The sequence below is a fragment of the Bacillus sp. TH30 genome (assembly GCF_016650875.1).
Taxonomy (GTDB): Bacteria; Bacillota; Bacilli; order Bacillales; family Bacillaceae_G; genus Bacillus_A; species Bacillus_A mycoides.
The window spans coordinates 2470970-2497500 of sequence record NZ_JAEKEY010000002.1 but is presented as its reverse complement, the minus strand read 5'-3'; the positions used below and the strand labels follow the sequence as shown (position 1 = coordinate 2497500).

26 protein-coding genes and 2 rRNA genes (1 of these 28 cut by a window edge) are annotated in these 26531 nt (G+C 37.1%); 27 read left to right on the top strand and 1 reads right to left on the bottom strand.

Going from position 1 to position 26531, the window contains the following annotated elements; genetic code table 11:
- The 11 genes from JFU20_RS15005 to rsmI all read left to right on the top strand — a co-directional run.
- Positions 1 to 2257: ribosomal RNA gene (locus JFU20_RS15005) — 23S ribosomal RNA — on the top strand; it begins 665 nt to the left of the window's first position.
- A gap of 49 nt (positions 2258 to 2306) precedes the next feature.
- A 5S ribosomal RNA gene (gene rrf / locus JFU20_RS15000) occupies positions 2307 to 2422 on the top strand.
- 199 nt (positions 2423 to 2621) lie between these two features.
- On the top strand, positions 2622 to 2801 hold the full coding sequence (locus JFU20_RS14995; RefSeq protein WP_002130199.1) for a sigma factor G inhibitor Gin: 180 nt from the start codon (positions 2622 to 2624) through the stop codon (positions 2799 to 2801).
- 78 nt (positions 2802 to 2879) lie between these two features.
- Complete coding sequence (locus JFU20_RS14990) at positions 2880 to 4301, top strand: aminotransferase class I/II-fold pyridoxal phosphate-dependent enzyme (RefSeq protein ID WP_002166367.1); 1422 nt, start codon at positions 2880 to 2882, stop codon at positions 4299 to 4301.
- A 1-nt stretch (position 4302) separates the two neighbouring features.
- The gene (tmk, locus tag JFU20_RS14985) at positions 4303 to 4929 is read left to right on the top strand and encodes a dTMP kinase (protein WP_002009634.1); all 627 of its coding nucleotides are present in this window, start codon (positions 4303 to 4305) and stop codon (positions 4927 to 4929) included.
- A gap of 35 nt (positions 4930 to 4964) precedes the next feature.
- Entirely contained in the window at positions 4965 to 5948 is a 984-nt protein-coding gene (holB, locus tag JFU20_RS14980) for a DNA polymerase III subunit delta' (RefSeq protein WP_002009636.1), read from the top strand.
- A 5-nt stretch (positions 5949 to 5953) separates the two neighbouring features.
- Complete coding sequence (locus JFU20_RS14975; protein ID WP_002009637.1) at positions 5954 to 6781, top strand: PSP1 domain-containing protein; 828 nt, start codon at positions 5954 to 5956, stop codon at positions 6779 to 6781.
- Positions 6782 to 6795: 14 nt separating this feature from the next.
- Positions 6796 to 7146, top strand: coding sequence for a DNA replication initiation control protein YabA (gene yabA, locus JFU20_RS14970; protein ID WP_002009639.1), 351 nt, complete (start codon positions 6796 to 6798; stop codon positions 7144 to 7146).
- 120 nt (positions 7147 to 7266) lie between these two features.
- Positions 7267 to 8007: a tRNA1(Val) (adenine(37)-N6)-methyltransferase gene (locus tag JFU20_RS14965; RefSeq protein ID WP_002009640.1), complete on the top strand. Its 741-nt coding sequence runs from the start codon at positions 7267 to 7269 to the stop codon at positions 8005 to 8007.
- Positions 7994 to 8284 carry a GIY-YIG nuclease family protein gene (locus tag JFU20_RS14960; protein WP_002130207.1) on the top strand — a complete coding sequence of 97 codons (291 nt, stop codon included), beginning with the start codon at positions 7994 to 7996 and terminating at the stop codon, positions 8282 to 8284. Before JFU20_RS14965 ends, JFU20_RS14960 begins: the two co-directional genes overlap by 14 nt.
- Complete coding sequence (rsmI, locus tag JFU20_RS14955) at positions 8253 to 9128, top strand: 16S rRNA (cytidine(1402)-2'-O)-methyltransferase (RefSeq protein WP_002143972.1); 876 nt, start codon at positions 8253 to 8255, stop codon at positions 9126 to 9128. Before JFU20_RS14960 ends, rsmI begins: the two co-directional genes overlap by 32 nt.
- Before the next feature lie 20 nt (positions 9129 to 9148).
- Here the strand turns inward: rsmI and JFU20_RS14950 are convergent, their stop codons facing one another.
- Positions 9149 to 9433, bottom strand: coding sequence for a transition state genes transcriptional regulator AbrB (locus tag JFU20_RS14950; protein WP_000843037.1), 285 nt, complete (start codon positions 9431 to 9433; stop codon positions 9149 to 9151).
- A 519-nt stretch (positions 9434 to 9952) separates the two neighbouring features.
- Here JFU20_RS14950 and metG point away from each other — a divergent pair.
- The 16 genes from metG to mfd all read left to right on the top strand — a co-directional run bounded on the left by metG (position 9953) and on the right by mfd (position 26469).
- Positions 9953 to 11935 (top strand): methionine--tRNA ligase, encoded by a 1983-nt coding sequence (gene metG, locus JFU20_RS14945; protein WP_002009643.1) that lies wholly within the window; start codon positions 9953 to 9955, stop codon positions 11933 to 11935.
- 165 nt (positions 11936 to 12100) lie between these two features.
- Complete coding sequence (locus tag JFU20_RS14940) at positions 12101 to 12868, top strand: TatD family hydrolase (RefSeq protein WP_002009645.1); 768 nt, start codon at positions 12101 to 12103, stop codon at positions 12866 to 12868.
- A gap of 260 nt (positions 12869 to 13128) precedes the next feature.
- On the top strand, positions 13129 to 13686 hold the full coding sequence (gene rnmV, locus JFU20_RS14935; protein WP_002029323.1) for a ribonuclease M5: 558 nt from the start codon (positions 13129 to 13131) through the stop codon (positions 13684 to 13686).
- A complete protein-coding gene (gene rsmA, locus JFU20_RS14930; RefSeq protein WP_002091590.1) occupies positions 13683 to 14561 on the top strand; it encodes a 16S rRNA (adenine(1518)-N(6)/adenine(1519)-N(6))-dimethyltransferase RsmA in 879 nt (292 codons plus the stop codon). Before rnmV ends, rsmA begins: the two co-directional genes overlap by 4 nt.
- 117 nt (positions 14562 to 14678) lie before the next feature.
- On the top strand, positions 14679 to 15542 hold the full coding sequence (gene yabG / locus JFU20_RS14925; protein WP_002009651.1) for a sporulation peptidase YabG: 864 nt from the start codon (positions 14679 to 14681) through the stop codon (positions 15540 to 15542).
- 238 nt (positions 15543 to 15780) lie between these two features.
- Positions 15781 to 16044 (top strand): biofilm formation stimulator Veg, encoded by a 264-nt coding sequence (veg, locus tag JFU20_RS14920; protein WP_002009653.1) that lies wholly within the window; start codon positions 15781 to 15783, stop codon positions 16042 to 16044.
- Between the two features lie 91 nt (positions 16045 to 16135).
- Positions 16136 to 16315, top strand: coding sequence for an acid-soluble spore protein SspF (sspF, locus tag JFU20_RS14915; RefSeq protein ID WP_002094215.1), 180 nt, complete (start codon positions 16136 to 16138; stop codon positions 16313 to 16315).
- 196 nt (positions 16316 to 16511) lie between these two features.
- On the top strand, positions 16512 to 17381 hold the full coding sequence (gene ispE / locus JFU20_RS14910) for a 4-(cytidine 5'-diphospho)-2-C-methyl-D-erythritol kinase (protein WP_012260164.1): 870 nt from the start codon (positions 16512 to 16514) through the stop codon (positions 17379 to 17381).
- 54 nt (positions 17382 to 17435) lie between these two features.
- A complete protein-coding gene (gene purR / locus JFU20_RS14905) occupies positions 17436 to 18284 on the top strand; it encodes a pur operon repressor (protein WP_002091587.1) in 849 nt (282 codons plus the stop codon).
- A 123-nt stretch (positions 18285 to 18407) separates the two neighbouring features.
- Positions 18408 to 18782 (top strand): RidA family protein, encoded by a 375-nt coding sequence (locus tag JFU20_RS14900; protein ID WP_201038710.1) that lies wholly within the window; start codon positions 18408 to 18410, stop codon positions 18780 to 18782.
- A 152-nt stretch (positions 18783 to 18934) separates the two neighbouring features.
- Positions 18935 to 19228, top strand: coding sequence for a septation regulator SpoVG (gene spoVG, locus JFU20_RS14895; RefSeq protein ID WP_000454042.1), 294 nt, complete (start codon positions 18935 to 18937; stop codon positions 19226 to 19228).
- Positions 19229 to 19553: 325 nt separating this feature from the next.
- Complete coding sequence (gene glmU, locus JFU20_RS14890) at positions 19554 to 20933, top strand: bifunctional UDP-N-acetylglucosamine diphosphorylase/glucosamine-1-phosphate N-acetyltransferase GlmU (protein ID WP_002166365.1); 1380 nt, start codon at positions 19554 to 19556, stop codon at positions 20931 to 20933.
- 18 nt (positions 20934 to 20951) lie between these two features.
- Positions 20952 to 21905, top strand: coding sequence for a ribose-phosphate diphosphokinase (locus tag JFU20_RS14885; RefSeq protein WP_002091580.1), 954 nt, complete (start codon positions 20952 to 20954; stop codon positions 21903 to 21905).
- Positions 21906 to 21977: 72 nt separating this feature from the next.
- The gene (pth, locus tag JFU20_RS14880; protein WP_087943057.1) at positions 21978 to 22538 is read left to right on the top strand and encodes an aminoacyl-tRNA hydrolase; all 561 of its coding nucleotides are present in this window, start codon (positions 21978 to 21980) and stop codon (positions 22536 to 22538) included.
- A gap of 70 nt (positions 22539 to 22608) precedes the next feature.
- The gene (locus JFU20_RS14875; protein ID WP_002091576.1) at positions 22609 to 22833 is read left to right on the top strand and encodes an anti-sigma-F factor Fin family protein; all 225 of its coding nucleotides are present in this window, start codon (positions 22609 to 22611) and stop codon (positions 22831 to 22833) included.
- Positions 22834 to 22938: 105 nt separating this feature from the next.
- Positions 22939 to 26469 carry a transcription-repair coupling factor gene (gene mfd / locus JFU20_RS14870; RefSeq protein ID WP_002009668.1) on the top strand — a complete coding sequence of 1177 codons (3531 nt, stop codon included), beginning with the start codon at positions 22939 to 22941 and terminating at the stop codon, positions 26467 to 26469.
- Positions 26470 to 26531 lie beyond the last annotated feature (62 nt).

Here is a 26531-nt window from a genome sequence, read left to right as displayed (position 1 = left end):
GAGCCGCAGCGAAAGCGAGTCTGAATAGGGCGTTTAGTACGTGGTCGTAGACCCGAAACCAGGTGATCTACCCATGTCCAGGGTGAAGTTCAGGTAACACTGAATGGAGGCCCGAACCCACGCACGTTGAAAAGTGCGGGGATGAGGTGTGGGTAGCGGAGAAATTCCAATCGAACCTGGAGATAGCTGGTTCTCCCCGAAATAGCTTTAGGGCTAGCCTTAAGTGTAAGAGTCTTGGAGGTAGAGCACTGATTGAACTAGGGGTCCTCATCGGATTACCGAATTCAGTCAAACTCCGAATGCCAATGACTTATCCTTAGGAGTCAGACTGCGAGTGATAAGATCCGTAGTCAAGAGGGAAACAGCCCAGATCGCCAGCTAAGGTCCCAAAGTGTGTATTAAGTGGAAAAGGATGTGGAGTTGCTTAGACAACTAGGATGTTGGCTCAGAAGCAGCCACCATTTAAAGAGTGCGTAATAGCTCACTAGTCGAGTGACTCTGCGCCGAAAATGTACCGGGGCTAAATACACCACCGAAGCTGCGAATTGATACCAATGGTATCAGTGGTAGGGGAGCGTTCTAAGTGCAGTGAAGTCAGACCGGAAGGACTGGTGGAGCGCTTAGAAGTGAGAATGCCGGTATGAGTAGCGAAAGACGGGTGAGAATCCCGTCCACCGAATGCCTAAGGTTTCCTGAGGAAGGCTCGTCCGCTCAGGGTTAGTCAGGACCTAAGCCGAGGCCGACAGGCGTAGGCGATGGACAACAGGTTGATATTCCTGTACCACCTCTTTATCGTTTGAGCAATGGAGGGACGCAGAAGGATAGAAGAAGCGTGCGATTGGTTGTGCACGTCCAAGCAGTTAGGCTGATAAGTAGGCAAATCCGCTTATCGTGAAGGCTGAGCTGTGATGGGGAAGCTCCTTATGGAGCGAAGTCTTTGATTCCCCGCTGCCAAGAAAAGCTTCTAGCGAGATAAAAGGTGCCTGTACCGCAAACCGACACAGGTAGGCGAGGAGAGAATCCTAAGGTGTGCGAGAGAACTCTGGTTAAGGAACTCGGCAAAATGACCCCGTAACTTCGGGAGAAGGGGTGCTTTCTTAACGGAAAGCCGCAGTGAATAGGCCCAAGCGACTGTTTAGCAAAAACACAGGTCTCTGCGAAGCCGTAAGGCGAAGTATAGGGGCTGACACCTGCCCGGTGCTGGAAGGTTAAGGAGAGGGGTTAGCGTAAGCGAAGCTCTGAACTGAAGCCCCAGTAAACGGCGGCCGTAACTATAACGGTCCTAAGGTAGCGAAATTCCTTGTCGGGTAAGTTCCGACCCGCACGAAAGGTGTAACGATTTGGGCACTGTCTCAACCAGAGACTCGGTGAAATTATAGTACCTGTGAAGATGCAGGTTACCCGCGACAGGACGGAAAGACCCCGTGGAGCTTTACTGTAGCCTGATATTGAATTTTGGTACAGTTTGTACAGGATAGGCGGGAGCCATTGAAACCGGAGCGCTAGCTTCGGTGGAGGCGCTGGTGGGATACCGCCCTGACTGTATTGAAATTCTAACCTACGGGTCTTATCGACCCGGGAGACAGTGTCAGGTGGGCAGTTTGACTGGGGCGGTCGCCTCCTAAAGTGTAACGGAGGCGCCCAAAGGTTCCCTCAGAATGGTTGGAAATCATTCGTAGAGTGCAAAGGCATAAGGGAGCTTGACTGCGAGACCTACAAGTCGAGCAGGGACGAAAGTCGGGCTTAGTGATCCGGTGGTTCCGCATGGAAGGGCCATCGCTCAACGGATAAAAGCTACCCCGGGGATAACAGGCTTATCTCCCCCAAGAGTCCACATCGACGGGGAGGTTTGGCACCTCGATGTCGGCTCATCGCATCCTGGGGCTGTAGTCGGTCCCAAGGGTTGGGCTGTTCGCCCATTAAAGCGGTACGCGAGCTGGGTTCAGAACGTCGTGAGACAGTTCGGTCCCTATCCGTCGTGGGCGCAGGAAATTTGAGAGGAGCTGTCCTTAGTACGAGAGGACCGGGATGGACGCACCGCTGGTGTACCAGTTGTTCTGCCAAGGGCATAGCTGGGTAGCTATGTGCGGAAGGGATAAGTGCTGAAAGCATCTAAGCATGAAGCCCCCCTCAAGATGAGATTTCCCATAGCGTAAGCTAGTAAGATCCCTGAAAGATGATCAGGTTGATAGGTTCGAGGTGGAAGCATGGTGACATGTGGAGCTGACGAATACTAATAGATCGAGGACTTAACCATATAATATGAAGCAAATGTTATCTAGTTTTGAAGGAATATACCTTCATAGTTTGGTGATGATGGCAGAGAGGTCACACCCGTTCCCATACCGAACACGGAAGTTAAGCTCTCTAGCGCCGATGGTAGTTGGGACCTTGTCCCTGTGAGAGTAGGACGTCGCCAAGCAAGATAAAAACACAAGTCTTTTGACTTGTGTTTTTTTGTTTTTAAACAGTACATGAAAGAAGTAAAGGGAATACATAAGTAATACAAACACGTTGCCCAAGAATAAATCATATTATATAAAAAATTGATGTATATTTTCCGGAAATTTGTTAAGGAATAGAGGTATATAATATGTTTATTTAAAAAGGGAGGAAAGATTATGAAATTACCAAGTGAAATTTGCATCGTTTGTGAGACAAAAAGAGGGGAAGGAATATATGTATATAATAATTTAATATGTTACGAGTGCGAAAGAAATCTGGTGAATACTGAGACAACTGACCCGAAGTATATACATTATTTAAAACAACTGCGAAAGTTAGAAGTATCATATTTTTAAATAGGCATTATGCCTATTATTTTTTTGCCCTAATATCTGTATAATAGATACAGAATGAATAATAAGGAAGAGATATATATGAATCAAAATCGTATGCCTTTATATGAGGCGCTAATGGAATTTAAAGAAAGGCGACTACTATCTTTTCATGTTCCGGGTCATAAGAATGGTTTAAACTTCCCTCAGAAAGCTTCAGGGGGGTTTAAGGACATATTATCAATTGATATAACAGAGTTAACAGGATTAGATGATTTACATAGTCCGTTTGAATGTATAGATGAAGCACAGCAATTATTAGCTGAAGTATATGGCGTGCACAAAAGTTATTTTTTAATTAATGGTTCAACAGTTGGAAATTTAGCAATGATTTTGTCTTGCTGCGGCGAACATGATATTGTCCTCGTACAAAGAAATTGTCATAAATCGATCATTAATGGTTTGAAATTAGCAGGGGCTAATCCGGTCTTTTTAAATCCATGGATTGATGAAGTACATAACGTACCAGTAGGTGTTCATGATGAAATTATTAAGGAGGCAATTACAAAGTATCCAAATGCAAAAGCACTTATTTTAACACATCCTAATTACTATGGTATGGGAATGGATTTAGAGGCAAGTATCGCTTACGCACATGCACATAAAATTCCTGTTCTAGTAGATGAAGCCCATGGGGCGCATTTTTGTATAGGGGACCCCTTCCCGAAGTCAGCATTAGTTTATGGTGCGGATATTGTGGTTCATTCCGCACATAAAACATTACCTGCGATGACAATGGGATCTTATTTACATATAAATAGCCGTTTGGTGAGCGAAGAAAAAGTTTCCTCCTATTTAAGTATGCTACAATCTAGTAGCCCATCGTATCCAATTATGGCTTCTCTTGATATAGCACGTTTTGCAATAGCAGTTATAAAGGAAGAGGGTCATGATGAAATCGTTGAGTTTTTACGCCGATTTAAAGAAGGATTGCGATCTATCCCACAAATAGCCATTTTGCAATATCCATCGCAAGATGAATTAAAAGTTACGGTGCAAACTCGCTGTCAGTTATCGGGGTATGAATTACAGTCTGTATTTGAAAAAGTCGGTATATATACGGAAATGGCAGATCCATATAACGTCCTATTTATATTACCGTTACAAGTAAATGAGGGGTATATGAAAGCTATAGAGATCATTCGATTAGCTATGCAGCAATATAAGGTAAAAGACAAGACAGCATCAATTCGTTATACTTATAAAGGGGAGATTTCCCCTTTACCGTATACGTATAAACAATTAGAGAGATACGAAACGAAGTTAGTATCTATAGAAGAAGCCGTTGGTATGATAGCTGCAGAAATGGTGATTCCGTATCCACCTGGAATTCCATTGATCATGTATGGAGAGAGAATTACTCAAGAACATACAAAGCAAATTACTCATTTAGAGAAAACAGGGGCTCGTTTTCAAGGTAGTACGAAATATATGAACGTGTATGATATAGAAAGTAGGTTTTAGGATGAAGGGATTATTTGTAACAATTGAAGGGCCAGAAGGTTCGGGTAAAACAACATTAATTAAAAGTTTATTACCATATTTTGAGCAAAAGGAACAAAAGGTAATGGCGACCAGAGAACCGGGTGGTATTGCAATTTCTGAAGATATTAGAACAATTTTACATAAACAAGAGTATACGATGATGGAAGCACGTACAGAGGCGCTCTTATATGCTGCTGCACGTAGACAACATTTAGTGGAAAAAGTTATGCCAGCACTTGAGGAAAACTATCTTGTACTATGTGATCGTTTTATAGATAGCTCTTTAGCATATCAAGGATATGCAAGAGGCTTAGGTATGGATAAAGTATTTGAAATTAATCGTTTCGCAACGGAAGATTGTATGCCTAGTTTAACAATCTATTTAGATATTGAGCCAGAGGTAGGTTTAGCACGAATTGGAAAAGATGCAGGACGTGAAGTAAATCGACTAGATATGGAAGATATCTCTTTCCATAAACGTGTGCGTGAAGGGTATTTACAAGTTGTAGAGCGTTTCTCTAATCGCATTGTATTAGTAAATGCTGATCAACCAATGAAAAAACTTATAGAAGAAGTTGTTCAGATTATAGAAGATAAATTGTTATAATAGAAGGAAAGAATGAAATAAGTGAGGTATGCAGTATGATAAATACGTGGGAGCAGCTTTCTGCTATACAGCCCATCGGTGTCAAAATGTTGATGAATAGCATTGCAAAAGAGCGTATATCCCACGCTTACTTGTTAGAGGGAGGGAAAGGGACCGGGAAGTTCGCCACAGCAATTCAAATGGCAAAAAGTTTTCTCTGTTCACAAAGAAATGGTGTAGAGCCTTGTCATGTATGTACGAATTGTCGCCGAATTGATTCAGGTAACTACCCAAACTTACATATTGTAAAACCAGATGGATTATCTATTAAAAAACAGCAAATTCATGATTTACAAGAAGAGTTTTCAAAGACAGGATTAGAAGCAAATAAAAAAGTATATATTATTGAGCATGCAGATCGTATGACAGCAAATGCAGCGAATACGCTTTTAAAGTTTTTAGAAGAACCAAGTAGTGATACAACAGCTATTTTACTTACTGAACAAAGTCATCAGATTTTAAATACAATCTTATCTCGTTGTCAAGTTGTTACGTTTAGGCCGTTGCCTACAGAATCTTTAATTAAGAGGTTAGAGGAAGAAGGTATTACAGTTTCTTTATCTACACTTGCTGCGCAGCTTACAAATAGTTTTGAAGAAGCTTTATTAATGTGTAATGATGAATGGTTTGCACAAGCGAGAGCTTTAGTGATAAAATTATGTGAAGCGCTCGAAAAAGATAAGGCCTCTATTTTTTTTGTACAAGAAAAATGGGGGAAGCACTTTGGAGAGAAAGAACAATTACAGCAAGGCTTAGATATGTTACTCCTTATTTATAAGGATTTATTATATGTTCAACTTGGAGAAGAAGATCGTCTTGTTTTTCATGAGCAGAAAGAGATGTTTGAATCCTTTTCTTATGCTCAGAAGCGCATTGTATCAGCTCTCTTTAATATATTAGAGGCAAAAAATAGAATCAACGCTAATGTAAATGCGCAGCTTGTGTTCGAACAGTTAGTGTTGCGGTTGCAGGAGGGATGACCGTTTTGTATGATGTAGTAGGTGTTCGCTTTAAGAAGGCCGGAAAGGTATATTACTTTGATCCAAATCAGTTCGATATCTCAGAAAATGAGTTTGTAATTGTAGAAACGGTAAGAGGTATTGAGTACGGAAAAGTAGTTATTACCAAAAAGCAAGTTGATGAAAATGACGTTGTATTACCGCTAAAAAAAGTTATTCGTATTGCAAATGAAAATGATCGTACCATTGTTGAAGAGAATAGGCATGCTGCGAAAGAAGCATATCAAGTTTGTCAACAAAAGGTAGGAGAACATAATCTTGATATGAAGCTTGTAGATGTAGAGTATACGTTCGATCGTAATAAGATTATTTTTTACTTTACTGCGGATGGTCGGATTGATTTCCGGGAACTAGTGAAAGACTTAGCGGCAATTTTTAGGACAAGAATTGAGCTGAGACAGATCGGCGTTCGTGACGAAGCAAAAATGCTAGGTGGTATTGGTCCATGTGGTCGTATGCTTTGTTGTTCTACTTTTTTAGGAGATTTTGAACCTGTATCCATTAAAATGGCAAAGGATCAAAATTTATCATTAAATCCTGCAAAAATCTCTGGTTTATGTGGTCGCTTAATGTGTTGCTTAAAATATGAGAATGATGAATATGAGGCAGCAAAGGAACAACTTCCTGATTTAGATCAACGTATACAAACACCGCACGGTACTGGCCGTGTTATCGGATTAAATATTTTAGAAAGATTAATTCAAGTGGAACTAGTAGACAAGGAACGGATAGTAGAATATACGTTAGATGAATTAATGAATAAAGGGGTCGTTTCGAGTCAAACCACAGATTAATGAGGTGGGTGCTTGTGGAGAAAAAGGATATTTTTGCATCGGTTTCTAGTATGGAAGAGCAAATTGGACATTTATACAAACAGTTGGGAGAATTAAAACAACATCTTGCAGAATTATTGGAAGAAAACCAACATATAAAAATGGAAAATGAAAATTTGCGACATCGTTTTGAAGAAGTGCAGAACAAGGAAAAACAAAAAACTCAAAAACGCAAAGAAATGAAGGCGAAGACAGATATTGGTGAAGGCTACGATAATCTAGCGAGACTATATCAAGAAGGTTTTCATATTTGCAATCTACATTATGGAAGTGTACGTAAAGAGGGAGATTGTTTATTCTGTCTGTCATTTTTAAATAAAAAGTGAGATTACCTTTCCAATATAATTGGAAAGGTAATTTTTTATACATGAGAGTAGAATGAAATTTATTTTTACATTAATAGAAGATGAAATAGGGTAGGTTAAGTGTAAGAAAGGGAGCAATATATGAATTTATATGAAGATGAGCGTTTAGATTACTTATTAGCGCAAGATATGAAGATTGTACAAAGTCCATCAGTATTTAATTTTTCTTTGGATGCTGTTTTACTTGCAGATTTTGCTTGGGTGCCAATTCAAAAAGGTAATTTACTTGATTTGTGTACAGGTAACGCAGTTATCCCTCTTTTATTAAGTACAAGGACAAAAGGGAAGATTACAGGTGTAGAAATTCAAGAGCGCTTATATGATATGGGAATAAGAAGCGTTCAATACAATAATTTAGCAGAAAGAATTCATTTAATCCATGGAGATTTGAAAGATATGCCGGAGAAACTTGGACGTCATCAATATGATGTTGTAACATGTAATCCTCCTTATTTTCAAACACCACAAACTTCTGAGAAGAATATGAATGAACATTTAGCGATAGCTCGTCATGAAATTATGTGCACACTAGAAGATGTTGTATACGCAAGTAGCCAGCTAGTGAAACAGGGTGGGAAAGTAGCATTTGTACATCGTCCAGGTCGTTTGCTCGACATCGTCACATTAATGCGTAAATACAAAATTGAACCGAAACGTGTGCGATTTGTTTATCCTAAGACTGGTAAAGAAGCGAATACATTGTTAATTGAAGGAATTAAGGATGGGAATGCTGATTTAAAAATCTTACCACCTCTTTTTGTATATGAAGAAAACAATGAATATACAAAGGAGCTTCGTTCAATTTTATATGGAGAAGAATAAGCATTGTTTTTATGTGGTGGAGTGTTCTGATGGAAGTTATTATGCTGGATACACGAATCATATAGAAAAACGGATTCAGACCCATAATAGTGGAAAAGGTGCTAGATATACACGCGCTAGACTTCCAGTTGTTTTAAAATATGTAGAGGATCACGAGGATAAACGAACAGCTATGCAAGCTGAGTATCACTTTAAGCAGTTAACGAGGAAAAAAAAAGAAGAATACATGCAAAAAGGAGAACGCTATGTGGCAGCAAAAAAGCTTTCAGCAAAATGAAAAGGGAGTTTTATATTTAGTACCGACTCCAATCGGAAATTTAGAGGATATGACATTTCGTGCAATCCGAATTTTAAAAGAGGCAGACATTATTGCAGCGGAAGATACAAGGCAAACGAAGAAACTTTGTAATTACTTTGAAATTGAAACACCAGTTATGAGTTATCATGAGCATAATAAAGGAGTAAGTGGACGGAAAATTTTAGATAAGTTAGAAGAAGGTAAGACTGTAGCCATTGTGAGCGATGCTGGTATGCCATGTATTTCAGATCCTGGTTATGATATCGTTGTAGAGGCTGTAGCAGAACAATATCATGTTATCCCGCTTCCTGGGGCAAATGCAGCCCTTACAGCATTGATTGCATCAGGACTTGAGACAAAACATTTTTATTTCTATGGTTTCCTGCAAAGAAATAAAAAGGGACGTAAGCTTGAATTAGAAAAACTACGCTATATTCCAACTACAATGATGTTTTATGAGGCGCCACATCGTTTAGATGATACTTTAATCTCTATGCAAGAAGTATTAGGAAATAGGGAAATCGTATTATGTCGTGAGCTAACGAAAAAATTTGAAGAGTTTATTCGTGGAACAATTGAAGAAGCGATTGAGTGGACGAAGCAAAATGAAGTTCGTGGTGAGTTTTGTATTTTAGTAGCAGGTTCAACAGAAGAACCTACTCCAGAAGAACAATGGTGGGAAGCTATTTCAGTATATAATCATATTGAACATTATATAAATGAAAAAGGTATGAATTCAAAAGAAGCGATAAAAACAGTCGCTAAAGATCGAGATTTGTCGAAACGAGACGTATATCAAATCTATCATGTGGATAAAAAATAAGCTTCTCATAATTGAGAAGCTTATTTTGCTGTTTCGATATAATCTTGAAGTTCGTTTAAGACTTGTTCAGCGCCTTCTTTACTTAAGATAATTTTACCTTCAGCTAAAGATAGGTTACCATCAGATACTTCACCAGTTACTTGGCAAGTCATGTTTGGTTTATATTTCTTTAAGATGATTTTTTCATCATCAACGTAGATTTCAAGAGCATCCTTTTCTGCAATACCTAAAGTACGGCGTAATTCGATTGGAATTACTACACGACCTAATTCATCAACTTTACGAACGATACCAGTAGATTTCATAATTCTTTTCCTCCTAAATAAATAGTTTATAAGTTTCGAGTCTATTTTTTTGATTCGTCATTTTTCGACAAAATACCCTATGGACATATGATACCAATCATTTACATTTCCGTCAATTATTAAATTCTATATTTTAAAAAAAGATTTATAGATTTTTATACTTCTTATATATGATAGAATGTAAGTCATTTCTACAATTGTTTTGTATTTTTTTGTAATGTTTATACTTTTCGGGAAATATATTGTATATTTTTTTTGAATATGAGTAATAGATGATAAAGATATCGAGCATTAACTCGTTTTTATCCCGCTATTTGCGAGCAGTAAGACTCCCACTTTAAAATTTAGCCGGAGCAAAGAAGTTAAGTGGGAGTCGGGCTGCTCGTAAAAGCCCGATTGGTGTGGGCTAATAATCCATGGGGGATGAACCCTCTCCACGGATTAAAGTTTCACTTTATATATGAGTTTTTGATATACTGTTTATAAATACATATGAGGTTATTCGGGAGGTCCAAAACGATGAAAGAGGAAAATAAGTCCTTTTATATTACTACCCCAATTTATTATCCAAGTGGAAAGTTACACATTGGACATGCTTATACGACAGTAGCAGGAGATGCGATGGCACGATATAAGCGTATGCAAGGATACAATGTTCATTATTTAACAGGAACTGATGAGCATGGACAGAAGATCCAAAAGAAAGCAGAAGAACTAAATGTTACACCACAGGCATATGTGGATAACATTGTATCAGGGATTAAAGAACTTTGGGAGAAGATGGATATCTCTTATGATGATTTTATTCGTACAACTGAAGATCGTCATAAAGATGTTGTTGAGAAAATCTTCAAGCAGCTAGTAGATCAAGGCGATATTTATCTTGATGAATATGAAGGTTGGTATTCTGTACAAGATGAAACATTCTATACAGCGCATCAATTAGTAGATCCAATTATGGAAGGTGACAAAGTAGTTGGCGGAAAAAGCCCAGATAGTGGTCACGCTGTAGAACTTGTTCGCGAAGAGTCTTATTTCTTTAGAATGGGTAAATATGTAGACCGACTATTAAAGTTCTATGAAGATAACCCACATTTCATTCAGCCGGAGTCCCGTAAAAATGAAATGATTAATAACTTCATTAAACCAGGATTAGAAGATTTAGCTGTTTCTCGTACTTCATTTGACTGGGGAGTTCGTGTTCCAGGTAACCCAAAACACGTTATTTACGTATGGGTAGATGCGTTGTCTAATTACATTACTGCATTAGGATACGGAACAGAAAATGAAGAGAAGTATAAAAAATTCTGGCCAGCAGATGTCCATTTAGTTGGGAAAGAAATCGTTCGTTTCCACACAATTTATTGGCCAATTATTTTAATGGCTTTAGATTTACCACTTCCGAAGAAAGTCTTTGCTCATGGCTGGATTTTAATGAAGGATGGAAAAATGAGTAAGTCAAAAGGAAACGTAGTAGATCCAGTTACACTAATTGATCGTTACGGATTAGATGCATTGCGTTACTACTTACTTCGCGAAGTTCCATTTGGATCTGATGGAGTATTCACACCAGAAGGATTTGTTGAACGAATCAACTTTGATTTAGCGAATGATTTAGGTAACTTATTAAATCGTACAGTAGCTATGATTGATAAATACTTTAACGGGGAAATCCCTGCATTTAAAGCAAATGTAACTGAGTTCGATGAAACGTTAGTGACATTTGCCAAAGATACATTGAAAAAAGTAGAAGAGGCAATGGAGAATATGGAATTCTCTGTAGCGCTAAGTTCCATTTGGCAATTAGTTAGCCGTACGAACAAATATATTGATGAAACGCAGCCGTGGGTATTAGCGAAGGATGAGAATGATCGCGAAAAACTTGCGTCTGTAATGGCCCACTTAGCTGAGGTACTTCGTCAAACAGGTATTATGCTTATGCCATTCCTAACAGTAGCACCAAGTAAGATGTTTGCTCAACTTGGACTTACTGAAGAGGCGCATAAATCTTGGGAAAGCCTATCTACAATTGGATGTATTCCAGCTGGAACAAAAGTAGAAAAAGGAAACCCAATCTTCCCTCGTTTGGAAATGGAAGTAGAAGTGGGGTATATTAAAGAACAAATGCAAGGTTCTGCTCCTAAAGTAGAAGAGAAAAAAGCAGAAGAACCAAAGGCAGAAGAAATTACAATTGATGATTTCTTTAAAGTAGAATTACGAGTAGCTGAAGTAATATCCGCTGAACCTGTGAAAAAAGCAGATAAGTTGTTAAAAATTCAGCTTGATTTAGGTACAGAGAAGCGCCAAGTGGTTTCTGGGATTGCTAAATTCTATTCCCCAGAAGAACTAAAAGGTAAAAAGGTTATTTGTGTAACGAATTTAAAACCTGTAAAATTACGTGGTGAATTATCACAAGGTATGATTTTAGCAGGTGAAGAGAATGGCGTATTGTCATTAGCATCAATTGACCATAATTTACCAAATGGTACAAAAATCAAGTAATTGAGACAAGAAAAGAGATGTTTCACGTGTAACATTGGTGAAGCGTCTTTTTTCTTTTTACATTCCGTTTTTTGCATTAAAATTGAAGTATTGTTATCGTTAAGTTAGAAAGAGTGTAGTTTTTCTATGAGAGAATTGATTTCAATATAAAAGGAGTTATTTATTATGTTGTTTGATACACATTCACATTTAAATGCAGAGCAATTTGAAGAAGATTTACAAGAAGTTATCGCGAGAATGAAAGAAGCGGGAGTTACATATACAGTTGTTGTTGGATTTGATGAAGTAACGATAAAGAAAGCAATTGAATTAGCAGAGGCTTATGATTTTATTTACGCTGCAGTTGGATGGCATCCTGTTGATGCAATCGATATGAAAGAAGAACATTTAGCTTGGTTAGAAGAATTAGCGGCTCATCCTAAAGTAGTTGCAATTGGGGAAATGGGATTAGATTATCACTGGGATAAGTCTCCAAAAGAAATACAGAAGGAAGTATTCCGTAAACAAATTGCATTAGCGAAAAAGGTGAAATTACCGATTATTATACATAACCGCGATGCAACTCAAGATATTGTTGATATCCTAGAGGAAGAGAATGCAGCTGAAGTAGGGGGCATTATGCATTGCTTTAGCGGTAGTGTAGAAGTAGCGCAGCGATGTGTCGATATGAACTTTTTAATTTCATTAGGTGGGCCAGTAACATTTAAAAATGCCAAGAAACCGAAAGAAGTTGCTATGGAGATTCCGTTAGAAAAATTATTGATAGAGACAGATTGCCCGTATTTAACACCACACCCATTTCGAGGGAAACGAAATGAACCTAGTTATGTAAAACTGGTAGCAGAAGAAATTGCGAATTTAAAAGGAATTTCTTATGACGAAGTAGCACAAGTAACAACAAAGAATGCCAAATCCTTATTTGGTGTTGAATAAAAAAGAATGGGGAGTCCCATTCTTTTTTTATTTTTTGAGAAGAGAGATAGTAGAAGTGATAAGAACCAACTATTTACTCATAACATAAGTGTAGAAATATTGCGGATAAATTAAGATGGAGATAGAAGTGTTACAATAAGGATAGTGAACAAAGATTTTTCTCTTCTACTTTTTAAAATGTACGATTGGGAAAATAATAATGGAAAAGTCGTCATTTTTTTGTTTTACTAAGTAGAGATGAAAAGAGTGTGGAGGCAAGCATGAAAATTAAAGAGATTATCGTTGTAGAAGGTAAAGATGATACAGTTGCGATTAAACGTGCTGTTGATGCGGATACAATCGAAACGAACGGTTCAGCAATCGGTGATCACGTTATTGAGCAAGTTAAATTAGCGCAGCAAAAACGAGGCGTTATTATTTTCACAGATCCGGATTATCCTGGAGAGCGTATTCGGAAAATTATTTCTGACAAGGTTCCTGGATGTAAGCATGCTTTTTTAACGAAGGAAGAAGCACTTGCTAAAAGGAAAAAAGGTGTTGGAATCGAACATGCTTCTAATGAGTCGATTCGCCGTGCTTTAGAGAATATACATGAAGAAATGGAAGCTTACACAAGTGAAATTAGTTGGAGTGATCTAGTCGATGCGGGCTTAGTGGGCGGAGAAATGGCAAAGAGTCGCAGAGAAAGAGTGGGTAAGCTATTAAAGATTGGTTATACAAACGCAAAACAGTTACATAAACGTTTACAAATGTTTCAGGTTTCAAAGGAATCATTTGCAGAAGCTTATAAGCAAGTAATACAGGAGGAAAAAAAATGAAGGATATCGCAACACCAAATCGTACGAAAGACATTGTTGAAAAGTATGGATTTTCATTCAAAAAAAGTTTAGGACAAAATTTTTTAATTGATACGAATGTATTAAATCGTATCGTTGATCACGCAGAAATCGGTTCAGAAAGTGGCGCAATTGAAATTGGACCAGGTATCGGTGCGTTAACAGAGCAATTGGCAAAGCGTGCTAAAAAAGTAGTGGCTTTTGAAATTGATCAGAGATTATTACCAATTTTAGACGAGACGTTAGCTCCATATAGCAACGTTACAGTTATAAATAAAGATGTACTAAAAGCAGATGTACATGAAGTGTTTAGTGAGCAATTTGAAGAAGGGCAAGATGTAATGGTAGTAGCTAACTTACCATACTATATTACAACGCCAATTTTATTTAAATTGCTTGAAGAAAAATTACCGGTTCGTGGATTTGTTGTTATGATGCAAAAAGAAGTTGGGGATCGTTTAGCTGCTAAACCAGGAACGAAAGAGTATGGTTCTTTATCAATTGCCATTCAGTATTATACAGAGGTAGAAACAGTTATGACTGTACCGCGTACAGTGTTTGTGCCACAACCAAATGTTGATTCTGCGATTATCCGTCTTCTAAAGCGTCCTAAACCAGTTGTGGAAGTGACAGATGAAACTTTCTTCTTTGAAGTAGTACGAGCAAGTTTCGCACAGCGTCGTAAAACTTTAATGAATAATTTATCAAATAATTTAAATGGTTTCCCGAAAGATAAAGAGCTGTTGGATCGAATTTTGACAGAAGTAGGAATTGATCCGAAGCGAAGAGGCGAAACGCTATCTATCGAAGAGTTTGCAACATTAAGTAATGCATTAATTCTTCATAAATTGTCATAAGAATATGAAAGGGACAGTTCAACTTGAGCTGTCCCTTTTGTCACCTTTCCTTTCCTAAATTCATACTTTAAAAACAGGTAAGATGGCCTAACGAGTTTGGAGTTTGGAGGTAGGAGAATGGATTTACATGTTGGAGAATTAGTTGAACGATATTCTCATAATAGGGATATTCTTTTTCGTATTATAGAAATAAAAGGCGATATGGCAATATTATTTGGAGAGGAAATTAGACTTGTGGCGGATGCACCACTTGCAGATTTAGTTAGTATAGATCAACGAGAACATAAAAATAGAGTGAAGCGTGAAAAAGAAACGATGGAGCGTACTTACCGGTTGTTTCAGCAAGATTACGTGTTGATGAAACAAAGACATGAACATAATTCAACTGGTGGATATACAAGTGAAGTGAATTATTTTCAAATGCCAGGACGTGTATTGCATATAGATGGAGATCCTTTATATTTGCGCAAGTGCTTAGATTTATATAATAAAATAGGCGTTCCTGTTCAAGGTATTCATTGTAAGGAAACGGAGATGCATGAAAAGGTAGTAGACTTAATAGATCATTTTCGCCCAGACATTTTAGTTATTACAGGACATGATGCATATACAAAGTCAAAAGGAGTTATGGGAGATTTAGCAGCATATAGACATTCTAGACATTTTGTACAGGCCGTTCGAGAAGTGCGGAAAAAGTATCCATCGTTAGATCAACTCGTTATTTTTGCTGGGGCTTGTCAATCACACTTTGAGGCGTTGATTCGGGCAGGTGCTAATTTTGCTAGTTCACCGTCTAGAATTAATATTCATGCTCTAGATCCTGTATATGTAGTTGGCAAAATTAGTTTCACTTCATTTATGGAAAGAGTAAATGTATGGGACGTTGTGCGTAATACAATTACTGGCGAAAAGGGACTAGGCGGAATTGAAACAAGAGGGATTTTACGAACAGGATTGCCCTTTCAACATTATGACGAATGAGCAAGGTACATACGTATCTTGCTTTTTTATGTGGAAATGATTTAAATGAGTCTGGATAAAAAGCGGCAAGAACGTGCAGACTATACAATGATACTTTTAGAATATAGTATTTCTTCTATCTATTTGAACGCATGATGCTTTTATAATGATATTGTCTGTGAATTGCGGTTAATAATTGGGATAGATATATCGTGTTTTAAGTGTTCAATCTAAATTACAGCGAGGTGTAGCAAAGTATATGTCAAAACGTTTAGATGAAATTAAAAGCGAATTAGATCACCATCTTGGACAGCGACTTATGTTAAAGGCAAATAGTGGGAGAAGAAAAACTGTGGAGCAATCAGGTGTACTTGCAGAAACGTATCGTTCTGTGTTTGTTGTACAATTAGACCAGCAAGAAGATGCATTGCAACGTGTATCTTATAGTTATGCAGATGTTTTAACAGAGACAGTAGAGCTAACATTTTACGATGAATCTCAAAATGAAGTATTTTATAATTAATGTATTTTTTGTTACATATATTCCCATAAATGAAAAGCTATATTATTTTGCATACTAATTATACCGTAGCAAAATAAGGAGGGACTCTGCATTGAGTAGACGAAGAGGAGTCATGTCAAATCAATTTAAAGAAGAGCTTGCAAAAGAGCTTGGATTTTATGATGTTGTTCAGAAAGAAGGATGGGGCGGAATTCGTGCGAAAGATGCTGGTAATATGGTGAAACGTGCTATAGAAATTGCAGAACAGCAATTAATGAAACGAAACCAGTAGTTGTAAGATACTTTCTATGCTACGGTAGCCGAGGAGAGATTCCTCGGCTTTTTGCACGCTAAAAGGTGCCATCATTTGACATAAGTAGTTTCATTCTGAATGCTTTTCGATATAATTAGGGAAGTGTCATCGTCTTACTATAAATTTATGGTAAAATAAACGATAAAAGATTGAGTACATAGAGTGGGTGAATAGATTGAAGCTACTAGTGAAAGCACCAGCAAAGATTAATCTGTCGTTAGATGTACTGGGAAAAAGACAAGATGGATATCATGAAGTGAAAATGATTATGACAACAATCGACTTGGCAGATCGTTTAGAGCTAACGGAATTAGCAGAAGACCGTATTGAAATTTTGTCCCATAATCGGTATGTCCCAGACGACCAACGCAATTTAGCTTATCAAGCAGCGAAATTATTAAAAGTGAAGTTTAATGTAAAAAAAGGTGTGTCTATTACTATTGAAAAAACGATTCCAGTAGCCGCTGGATTAGCAGGTGGAAGTAGTGATGCAGCAGCGACATTACGTGGCCTTAATAAGTTATGGAATTTAGGGCTAACTATCGATGAATTAGCAAAGCTTGGCGCAGAAATTGGATCAGATGTATCGTTCTGTGTATATGGTGGAACTGCTATTGCCACTGGAAGAGGAGAAGAAATTGAACATATAAAGACTCCGCCTTCTTGTTGGGTTGTTTTAGCAAAGCCCCACATTGGTGTATCTACTGCTGACGTGTACGGAAATTTAAAATTAAATCGTGTTACTCATCCAAATGTAGATAAAATGGTTGAAGTCATTAACCATGGCGATTATAAAGGAATTTGTGATACTGTTGGTAACGTTTTAGAAGATGTGACGTTTGCGATGCATCCCGAGGTTGCACGTATTAAATCACAGATGAAACGCTTTGGGGCAGATGCCGTATTAATGAGTGGAAGTGGCCCAACTGTATTTGGTCTTGTACACCATGATTCGCGAATGCACCGCATATATAACGGGTTAAAAGGATTTTGCGAGCAAGTATATGCAGTGCGTTTATTAGGAGAGCGAGAAACGCTTGAATAAAGACGTATAATACGTTATGATTTGTTTAGAATATTCGTGATTTGGGGTGAGAGTATGAAAATTAGACGAAGTACAAGATTGGTCGATCTGACGTATTACTTGTTACAAAATCCTCGTCAGCTAGTTTCTCTCACTTTTTTTGCTGAAAGGTATCAATCGGCTAAATCTTCCATTAGTGAAGATTTAGTTATTATTAAGCAAACGTTTGAACAACAAGGTGTCGGCACATTGCAAACGGTACCAGGAGCAGCAGGAGGAGTGAAATATATTCCTTATATAAGTGAAGAAGAGGCAAATCTGATTATTAACGAGCTTTGTAGCTTATTTGAAAACCCAGACCGTATTTTGCCTGGCGGTTACTTATATATGACGGATCTTTTAAGTAATCCTCGCCAGATTAATGGCGCAGGTCGTTTATTTGCTTCTGTTTTTGCTAGGCAACCAATTGATGCGGTTATGACGGTAGCGACAAAAGGAATTCCGCTTGCTTATGCAGTAGCGAACTACTTAGATGTACCGGTAGTAATTGCGAGAAAAGATAATAAGGTAACAGAAGGACCCACTGTTAGTATTAACTATGTATCAGGTTCCTCTAAGCGAATCCAAACGATGACTTTAGCAAAGCGTAGCCTTCCAGAAGGGTCCAATGTTTTAATTATTGATGACTTTATGAAAGCTGGCGGAACCATTCAAGGTATGATGAGCATGCTAGAAGAGTTTAAAGCTAATGTTGTTGGGATTGGCGTATTAGTAGAGTCTACGGATATTGAAGAAAGACTTATTAATAACTTTGTATCATTAATTCGTCTGTCAGAAGTTGATGTGAAAGAAAAAGCGATTCAAGTGGAAAAGGGGAATTATGCACTTGCACCATTTGATAAAGGGCTTGTAGAGGCTGAGTAAAAAGGTAAAGCAGATAGCTTTACCTTTTTTTATTCCTATTTATAAATTACAAAATAGATGGACAAACTGCCTTTGGTACACTATTTTTAAAGAGTAAAAATAAATAATAAAAGGGTGAAAAGTATGAAAGTTGTTCAAACAAGCAAAGCACCACAGGCAATCGGACCATATTCACAAGGGATTATTGTAAATAATATGTTCTATAGTTCAGGACAAATTCCGTTAACGGCAAGTGGAGAACTTGTAACAGGAGATGTAACAGTACAAACAGAGCAAGTATTTGAAAATTTACAAGCGGTATTAGCAGAAGCAGGTGCTTCATTTGATACAGTGGTAAAAACAACAGTATTCTTGAAGGATATGGATGATTTTAATGCTGTTAATGAAGTATACGGTTCTTATTTCTCTACTCATAAACCAGCGCGTTCTTGTATACAAGTAGCAAAATTACCGAAAGATGTTTCTGTTGAAATCGAAGTAATTGCCCTAGTTAAGTAACTCTTTGTAAGCGATAACCTCTACTAATCCTTATATTCAACTACAATAAAAATTTTTATCTTAAAAATTTTTAAAAAATTAAAGGGAAAATAGAAATTTTGTGGAATTTATACAAATATATCGCTTATTTAGAAAAGGGTGGTGAACACAAGATGGAAGTGACTGACGTAAGATTACGCCGCGTAAACACAGAAGGCCGCATGAGAGCAATTGCCTCTATTACTCTAGACCATGAATTTGTTGTTCATGATATTCGTGTAATTGATGGTAATAATGGATTATTTGTAGCAATGCCAAGTAAACGTACTCCAGATGGAGAATTCCGTGACATTGCACATCCAATTAATTCTAATACACGCTCTAAAATTCAAGATGCGGTTTTAACAGAGTATCATCGTTTAGGCGAGTTAGAAGAGGTTGAGTTTGAAGAAGCAGGCGCTTCGTAAAATTCGAATGAAAAGGGCTTTTGAAAGAAAGTCTTATAATTTTGTAGCAAACTCCTGTAAGCATTTACAGGAGTTTGTTTTTTTTTTGAATAATACACGTTTCTAATTATAAAAATTCATATTTTGAAAAAATAAAGATGAAAAACTTCTAATTTTTTCAAAATCATTTAAAATAGTATAGCTTATTCCTTAAAAAAGATACTAAAGAGTAAAACATCTTATAAGAATTATGGTAAAATTTAATAGTTATAATGTGTTTCTTGAAATATATGATGATTTAGGATAATATCGTTAATGGATAAATAGGTTGCGATGGAGGGTCTATATGTCAAACAGATTTGCAGTGATTCTAGCTGCAGGTAAAGGCACACGTATGAAGTCCAAGCTATACAAAGTGCTGCATCCTGTATGTGGAAAACCAATGGTACAACATGTAGTCAATGAAGTATCTCAATTAGGATTGCAGAAACTTGTAACAGTCGTTGGACATGGTGCTGAAAAGGTACAAGAACAGCTAGGAAACGTAAGTGAGTTTGCATTACAAGCAGAACAACTTGGTACAGCTCATGCTGTTGATCAAGCTGCAAGTGTACTTGCAAATGAAGAGGGAACAACTTTAGTTATTTGTGGTGATACACCTCTAATAACTGCTGAAACGATGGAAGCATTGCTTCAGCAACACGAAGAAGCGGGAGCAATGGCGACGGTACTAACAGCGTACATAGAAGAGCCTGCTGGATATGGCCGTATCGTTCGTAATGAGAATGGTCATGTTGAAAAGATTGTTGAGCATAAGGATGCAAATGAAAAAGAATTAGCTATTAAAGAAATCAATACAGGTACGTATTGTTTTGATAATAAAGCTTTATTTGCTTCACTTTCTAAAGTTTCAAATGATAATGTACAGGGCGAATATTACCTTCCGGACGTTATTGAAATTTTAAAAAATGAAGGTCATATTGTATCAGCTTATCAAACAGAGCACTTCGATGAAACGTTAGGTGTTAACGACAGAGTCGCTCTATCGCAAGCGGAAATTATTATGAAAAATCGTATCAACAGAAAGAACATGGTAAATGGTGTTACAATTATTGATCCAAGTAACACATACATTTCTGCGGATGCAGTTATTGGTAGTGATACAGTTCTTCACCCAGGAACGGTTATTGAGGGGAACACTGTAATTGGTTCTGATTGTGAAATTGGACCGCATACAGTAATTCGCGATAGTGAAATTGGAGATCGTACGGTAATTCGTCAATCTACTGTACATGACAGCAAACTTGGTACAGAAGTATCAGTTGGTCCATTTGCACATATTCGCCCAGATTCAGTTATTGGAGATGAAGTGCGCGTTGGAAACTTCGTAGAAATCAAAAAAACTGTTTTTGGTAATAGAAGTAAAGCTTCACACTTAAGTTATATTGGGGATGCACAAGTTGGAGAAGACGTGAATCTTGGTTGTGGTTCAATTACGGTGAACTACGACGGCAAGAATAAATTTAAAACTGTAATTGGTAACGGGGTATTTATTGGATGTAATTCAAACCTTGTTGCGCCTGTAACAGTTGAAGATGGTGCTTATGTGGCAGCAGGCTCTACAATAACAGAGAATGTTCCATCAAAAGCATTATCAGTAGCACGTGCACGTCAAGTTAACAAAGAAGACTATGTTGATCAATTGCTGAATAAGAAAAAATCATAATGTGGAGGGTTAATCTAGATGTCGACTCAATATCTAAATTCTAATTTGAAAGTATTCTCTTTAAACTCTAATAAGGAACTTGCTGAGCAAATCGCAAAGCATATTGGAGTAGGACTAGGAAAATGTTCTGTTGATCGTTTTAGTGATGGAGAAGTTCAAATTAACATTGAAGAAAGTATCCGTGGTTGCGATGTATTCATTATTCAATCTACAAGCTTCCCAGTAAACGAACATATCATGGAATTACTTATTATGATTGATGCATTAAAACGTGCATCTGCAAAAACAATTAATATTGTTATTCCTTACTATGGTTATGCGCGTCAAGACCGTAAAGCGCGTTCTCGTGAACCAATTACATCGAAACTTGTAGCAAACTTGCTTGAAACAGCAGGTGCAACTCGTGTAATCACTCTAGATTTACATGCTCCGCAAATTCAAGGATTCTTTGATATCCCGATTGACCACTTAATGGGTGTACCGATTCTTTCAGACTACTTTGAAGCAAAAGGCCTTAAAGATATCGTAATCGTATCTCCTGATCACGGTGGTGTAACTCGTGCTAGAAAAATGGCAGATCGCCTAAAAGCGCCAATCGCTATTATTGATAAGCGTCGTCCTCGTCCGAATGTATCTGAGGTAATGAACATTATCGGTAACATCGAAGGCAAAACAGCAATTTTAATTGATGACATCATTGATACAGCTGGTACAATTACATTAGCGGCAAACGCTCTTGTTGAGAACGGTGCTTCTGAAGTATATGCTTGCTGTACACACCCAGTATTATCTGGTCCAGCAATTGAGCGTATTCAAAATTCGAATATTAAAGAGTTAGTTGTAACGAACTCTATCGTATTACCAGAAGAGAAGAAAATTGATAAAGTACATGAACTTTCAGTTGCTCCATTAATCGGAGAAGCAATCATTCGTGTATACGAAGAAGAATCTGTAAGTGTATTATTCAATTAATTGGATAGAATGAGACGTAACCAAGCTTGGTTACGTCTTTTCGTATCGAAAAAAGAAAGTAGTGGTACAAGAATGAAATTAATAGTAGGACTTGGGAACCCAGGTAGAGAATATGAATTAACAAGGCATAATATTGGATTTATGGCAATCGATGAACTTGCAAAACGTTGGAGTATTTCTTTGAATGAACAAAAGTTTAAAGGGGTATTTGGCGCAGGTTTTGTTAATGGGGAAAAAGTAATCTTACTAAAGCCACTTACATATATGAATTTATCTGGGGAAAGTATCCGTCCACTCATGGATTATTATAAAATTGATGTCGAGGACTTCATTGTTATGTACGATGATTTAGATATTCCTGTAGGTAAATTACGCCTTCGCATGAAAGGTAGTGCGGGTGGACATAATGGTGTGAAGTCAACAATTTCACATTTAGGAACACAAGAATTTCAACGTATCCGCATGGGAATCGATCGTCCGAAAAATGGGATAAAAGTAGTGGATTACGTATTAGGACGTTTTACATCTGAAGAAATATCTGGCGTTAATCAATCCATTGAAAATGCAGCAGATGCATGTGAGGAATGGTTAAATAAACCTTTTCTCCAAATCATGAATACTTTTAATAGTTAAGCGCACAATCTGGAATATTTTATTTTGTTTTATCCCATACTAGTAGCAATTGGATATTTAGGAGGCTAGTATGGAAGGTTATTATTACTGTAGACATTGTGGAAGTAATGTGGGCTCCATTATCGCAGAAAAAGTATATAGCGACGTTTTGTTTCAACTAACAGAGCAAGAAGTAGTGGATATGATTCATTTTCATGAGAATGGAAATATATATATAAAAACGATTTGTGAATCGTGTCAAGAAACGCTCGCATCTTATCCTGAGTATTATGAATATGAAAAATTTCTGCAATAAAATGTTGTCGCTTTGGCGTGTCCAAAGCATTTTTCTGTTTTCTTTTTCCAAAATATTTGCATAAAATATAGTAACTTGCTCTTTATGTTGAGAGGAGTTTTGAAAATGATAGGTTTATTAGAGCAATTTTATAAAAATGAAGAAATACAATCGGTTATTAATGGGCTAGAAGATGGGTTGAAAGAACAACTTGTATCGGGTATGGCAACATCCTCTCGTTCATTATTAATGGCAGCTTTATATAAAAAGACAAAGCAATCACAACTTATCGTGACGCACAATTTATACCAAGCACAAAAAGTACATGAAGATTTAGTGGCGTTACTTGGTGAAAAAGATGTTTGGCTATATCCGGTAAATGAATTGATAGCATCGGAGGTTGGTGTTGCAAGTCCAGAATTGAAGGCACAGCGTATTGAAGTGCTAAATCGCTTAGCTGCAGGAGAGAATGGGATTATTGTAGCGCCAGTTGCAGGGCTGCGTAGGTTTTTACCAATAAAAGAATTATGGAAGCAAAGGCAAATTGAAATCAATCTAGGGCAAGAGATTGATTTAGATGCACTCTTGCATACCTTACATCATATTGGTTATGAGCGTAAGTCGATGGTAGAAGCTCCAGGAGATTTTAGTCTACGCGGGGGAATATTAGATATTTACCCATTAACTGAAGAATTACCATTTCGTATTGAATTCTTTGATACACAGGTTGATTCTATTCGATTATTTGATGTGGAAGAACAGCGCTCTCAAGATAAAAGGGAAAGTGTTCGGTTTGGTCCGGCAACAGAGTTTTTATTTTCACAGGAAGAATTGAAATCGGGAATTAAGCATCTTGAAGAAGGTTTGACTAAGACGATGCAAAAGCTTTCCGATGATAAATTAAAGACTACTGTGCTTGAGACGGTTAGTCATGAACTTGAAATGTTGAAAAACGGGCAAAGTATAGAACAAATGTTTAAATATTTATCTATTTTCTATAAAGAACCTGCTAGTCTGATAGATTATTTACCAGAAAATGGTGTTGTAATTTTAGATGAGATTTCCCGTATTCAAGAAACAGCATCACATCTTGAAACAGAAGAAGCGGAATGGTATATCTCACTTCTTGGCGAAGGAACAATTATTCAGGATTTATCTTTCTCCCACTCGTTTGAGGAGTTTCTTCATAATAAAAAAAGAAGTTTTGTATATTTAACGTTATTCTTACGCCATATAGCACACACACATCCTCAAAATATTGTAAATGTGACATGTAAAACGATGCAAGATTTCCACGGACAGATGCATTTGTTAAAAACTGAAATTGATAGATGGAATGAAGGTAATTTTACGACCGTTGTGCTTGGAACAGATGATGAACGTGTAAAAAAACTACAACATATTTTAAGTGATTATGATATTGATGCAGATATTGTAGAGGCAACAGATATCTTATTGCCTGGAAGGTTACAAATTGCTGTAGGTGATTTACATGCAGGCTTTGAAATGCCGATGCAAAAGTTTGTTGTCATTACTGAAAAGGAGCTTTTTCATAAGAAGGTTAAAAAATCACAACGTAAGCAAAAGTTATCTAACGCTGAACGTATTAAAAGTTATTCGGAATTAAAAGTTGGAGACCATGTAGTTCATGTAAATCATGGTATAGGTAAATTTTTAGGTATTGAGACATTAGAGATTAATGGTGTTCATAAAGATTATTTAAATATTAAATATCAAGGTAATGATAAGTTATACGTTCCAATTGAACAAATTGATCAAGTGCAAAAATACGTAGGGTCTGAAGGTAAGGAACCAAAAGTTTATAAATTAGGCGGAAATGATTGGAAGAAGGTCAAAACGAAAGTTGAAAAATCTGTACAAGACATTGCAGATGACCTAATTAAATTATATGCCGAGCGTGAAGCTTCGAAAGGTTATGCATATACACCAGATACGGCAGAGCAACAAGAGTTTGAATCTTTATTCCCATATCAAGAGACAGAGGATCAATTACGTTCTATTGAAGAGATTAAGAAAGATATGGAACGCGGACGTCCGATGGATAGGCTTCTTTGTGGTGACGTAGGATATGGAAAGACGGAAGTAGCTATTCGTGCGGCATTTAAAGCAATTATGGATGAAAAACAAGTTGCGATTTTAGTACCAACAACAATCCTTGCACAACAACACTATGAAACAATTCGAGAGCGTTTTCAAGATTACCCGATTAATATAGGGTTACTAAGTAGATTCCGCACACGAAAACAACAAAATGAAACGATTAAAGGTTTAAAAGATGGAACGGTGGATATTGTAATCGGAACGCATCGTATTTTATCTAAAGATGTTACTTATAAAGATTTAGGACTTCTTATTATTGATGAAGAACAAAGATTCGGCGTTACACATAAAGAAAAAATTAAACAATTGAAAGCAAATGTTGACGTGTTAACATTAACGGCAACTCCGATTCCACGTACACTTCATATGTCTATGCTTGGTGTGCGCGATTTATCTGTTATTGAGACACCACCAGAGAATCGTTTCCCAGTACAAACATATGTAGTAGAGTATAATCCAGCGTTAATGCGAGAAGCGATAGAGCGGGAGTTAGCAAGAGGCGGTCAAATTTACTTCCTATATAACCGTGTGGAGGATATTGAAAGAAAAGCAGATGAAATTTCGATGTTAGTTCCAGATGCTCGTGTAACATACGCACATGGGAAAATGAATGAAGGTGAATTAGAGTCTGTTATGCTATCGTTTTTAGAAGGGCAGCATGATGTTCTTGTAAGTACAACAATTATTGAGACGGGTGTAGATATTCCGAATGTAAATACATTAATTGTATTTGATGCAGATCGTATGGGATTATCGCAGTTGTATCAGCTTCGTGGTCGTGTTGGGCGTTCTAATCGCGTCGCGTATGCATACTTTGCATACAAACGTGATAAAGTGTTATCGGAAGTTGCAGAGAGGCGTCTGCAAGCAATTAAAGAGTTTACAGAGCTTGGATCTGGTTTCAAAATTGCGATGAGAGACTTATCAATTCGTGGTGCGGGTAATTTGTTAGGGGCAGAACAACATGGATTTATTGATTCTGTCGGATTTGATCTATATTCTCAAATGTTAAAAGATGCAATTGAGCAACGTAGAGGAACAGACGGAGTTGAAAATACCGTTAATGTTGAAATTGATTTAGAAGTAGATGCATATTTACCGGATGCGTACATTTCAGATAGTAAACAAAAAATTATGATGTATAAACAATTTAGAGGTATTTCTGCAATTGAAGATATTGAAGAGTTGCAGGAAGAGATGATCGACAGATTTGGTGATTATCCACAAGAAGTTGGTTATTTATTACAAATTGCAAATATTAAAGTGTTGGCAATGAAAGAACAAATTGAGTTAATTAAGCAAAATAAATTTGAAGTAACGTTCCTGTTTTCTGAACAAGCGAGCCAAAATATAGATGGTGGAAAATTATTCATGCTAGGAAGTAGTTTTGGCCGTATGATCGGTCTTGGTATGGAGGGGTCACAATTGAAAATTGTGATGAAAACGAATGGATTAGAGACGTCGAAATGGTTAACAATTGCTGAAAATTTATTAAAAGGCTTGCCAGATGTAAAAAAAGAAGTAATAAATGCCTAATATAAGATAAAAAATACAATTCGACGTGCATAGAAGAACTAATGTGTAAAATACTATGTTTA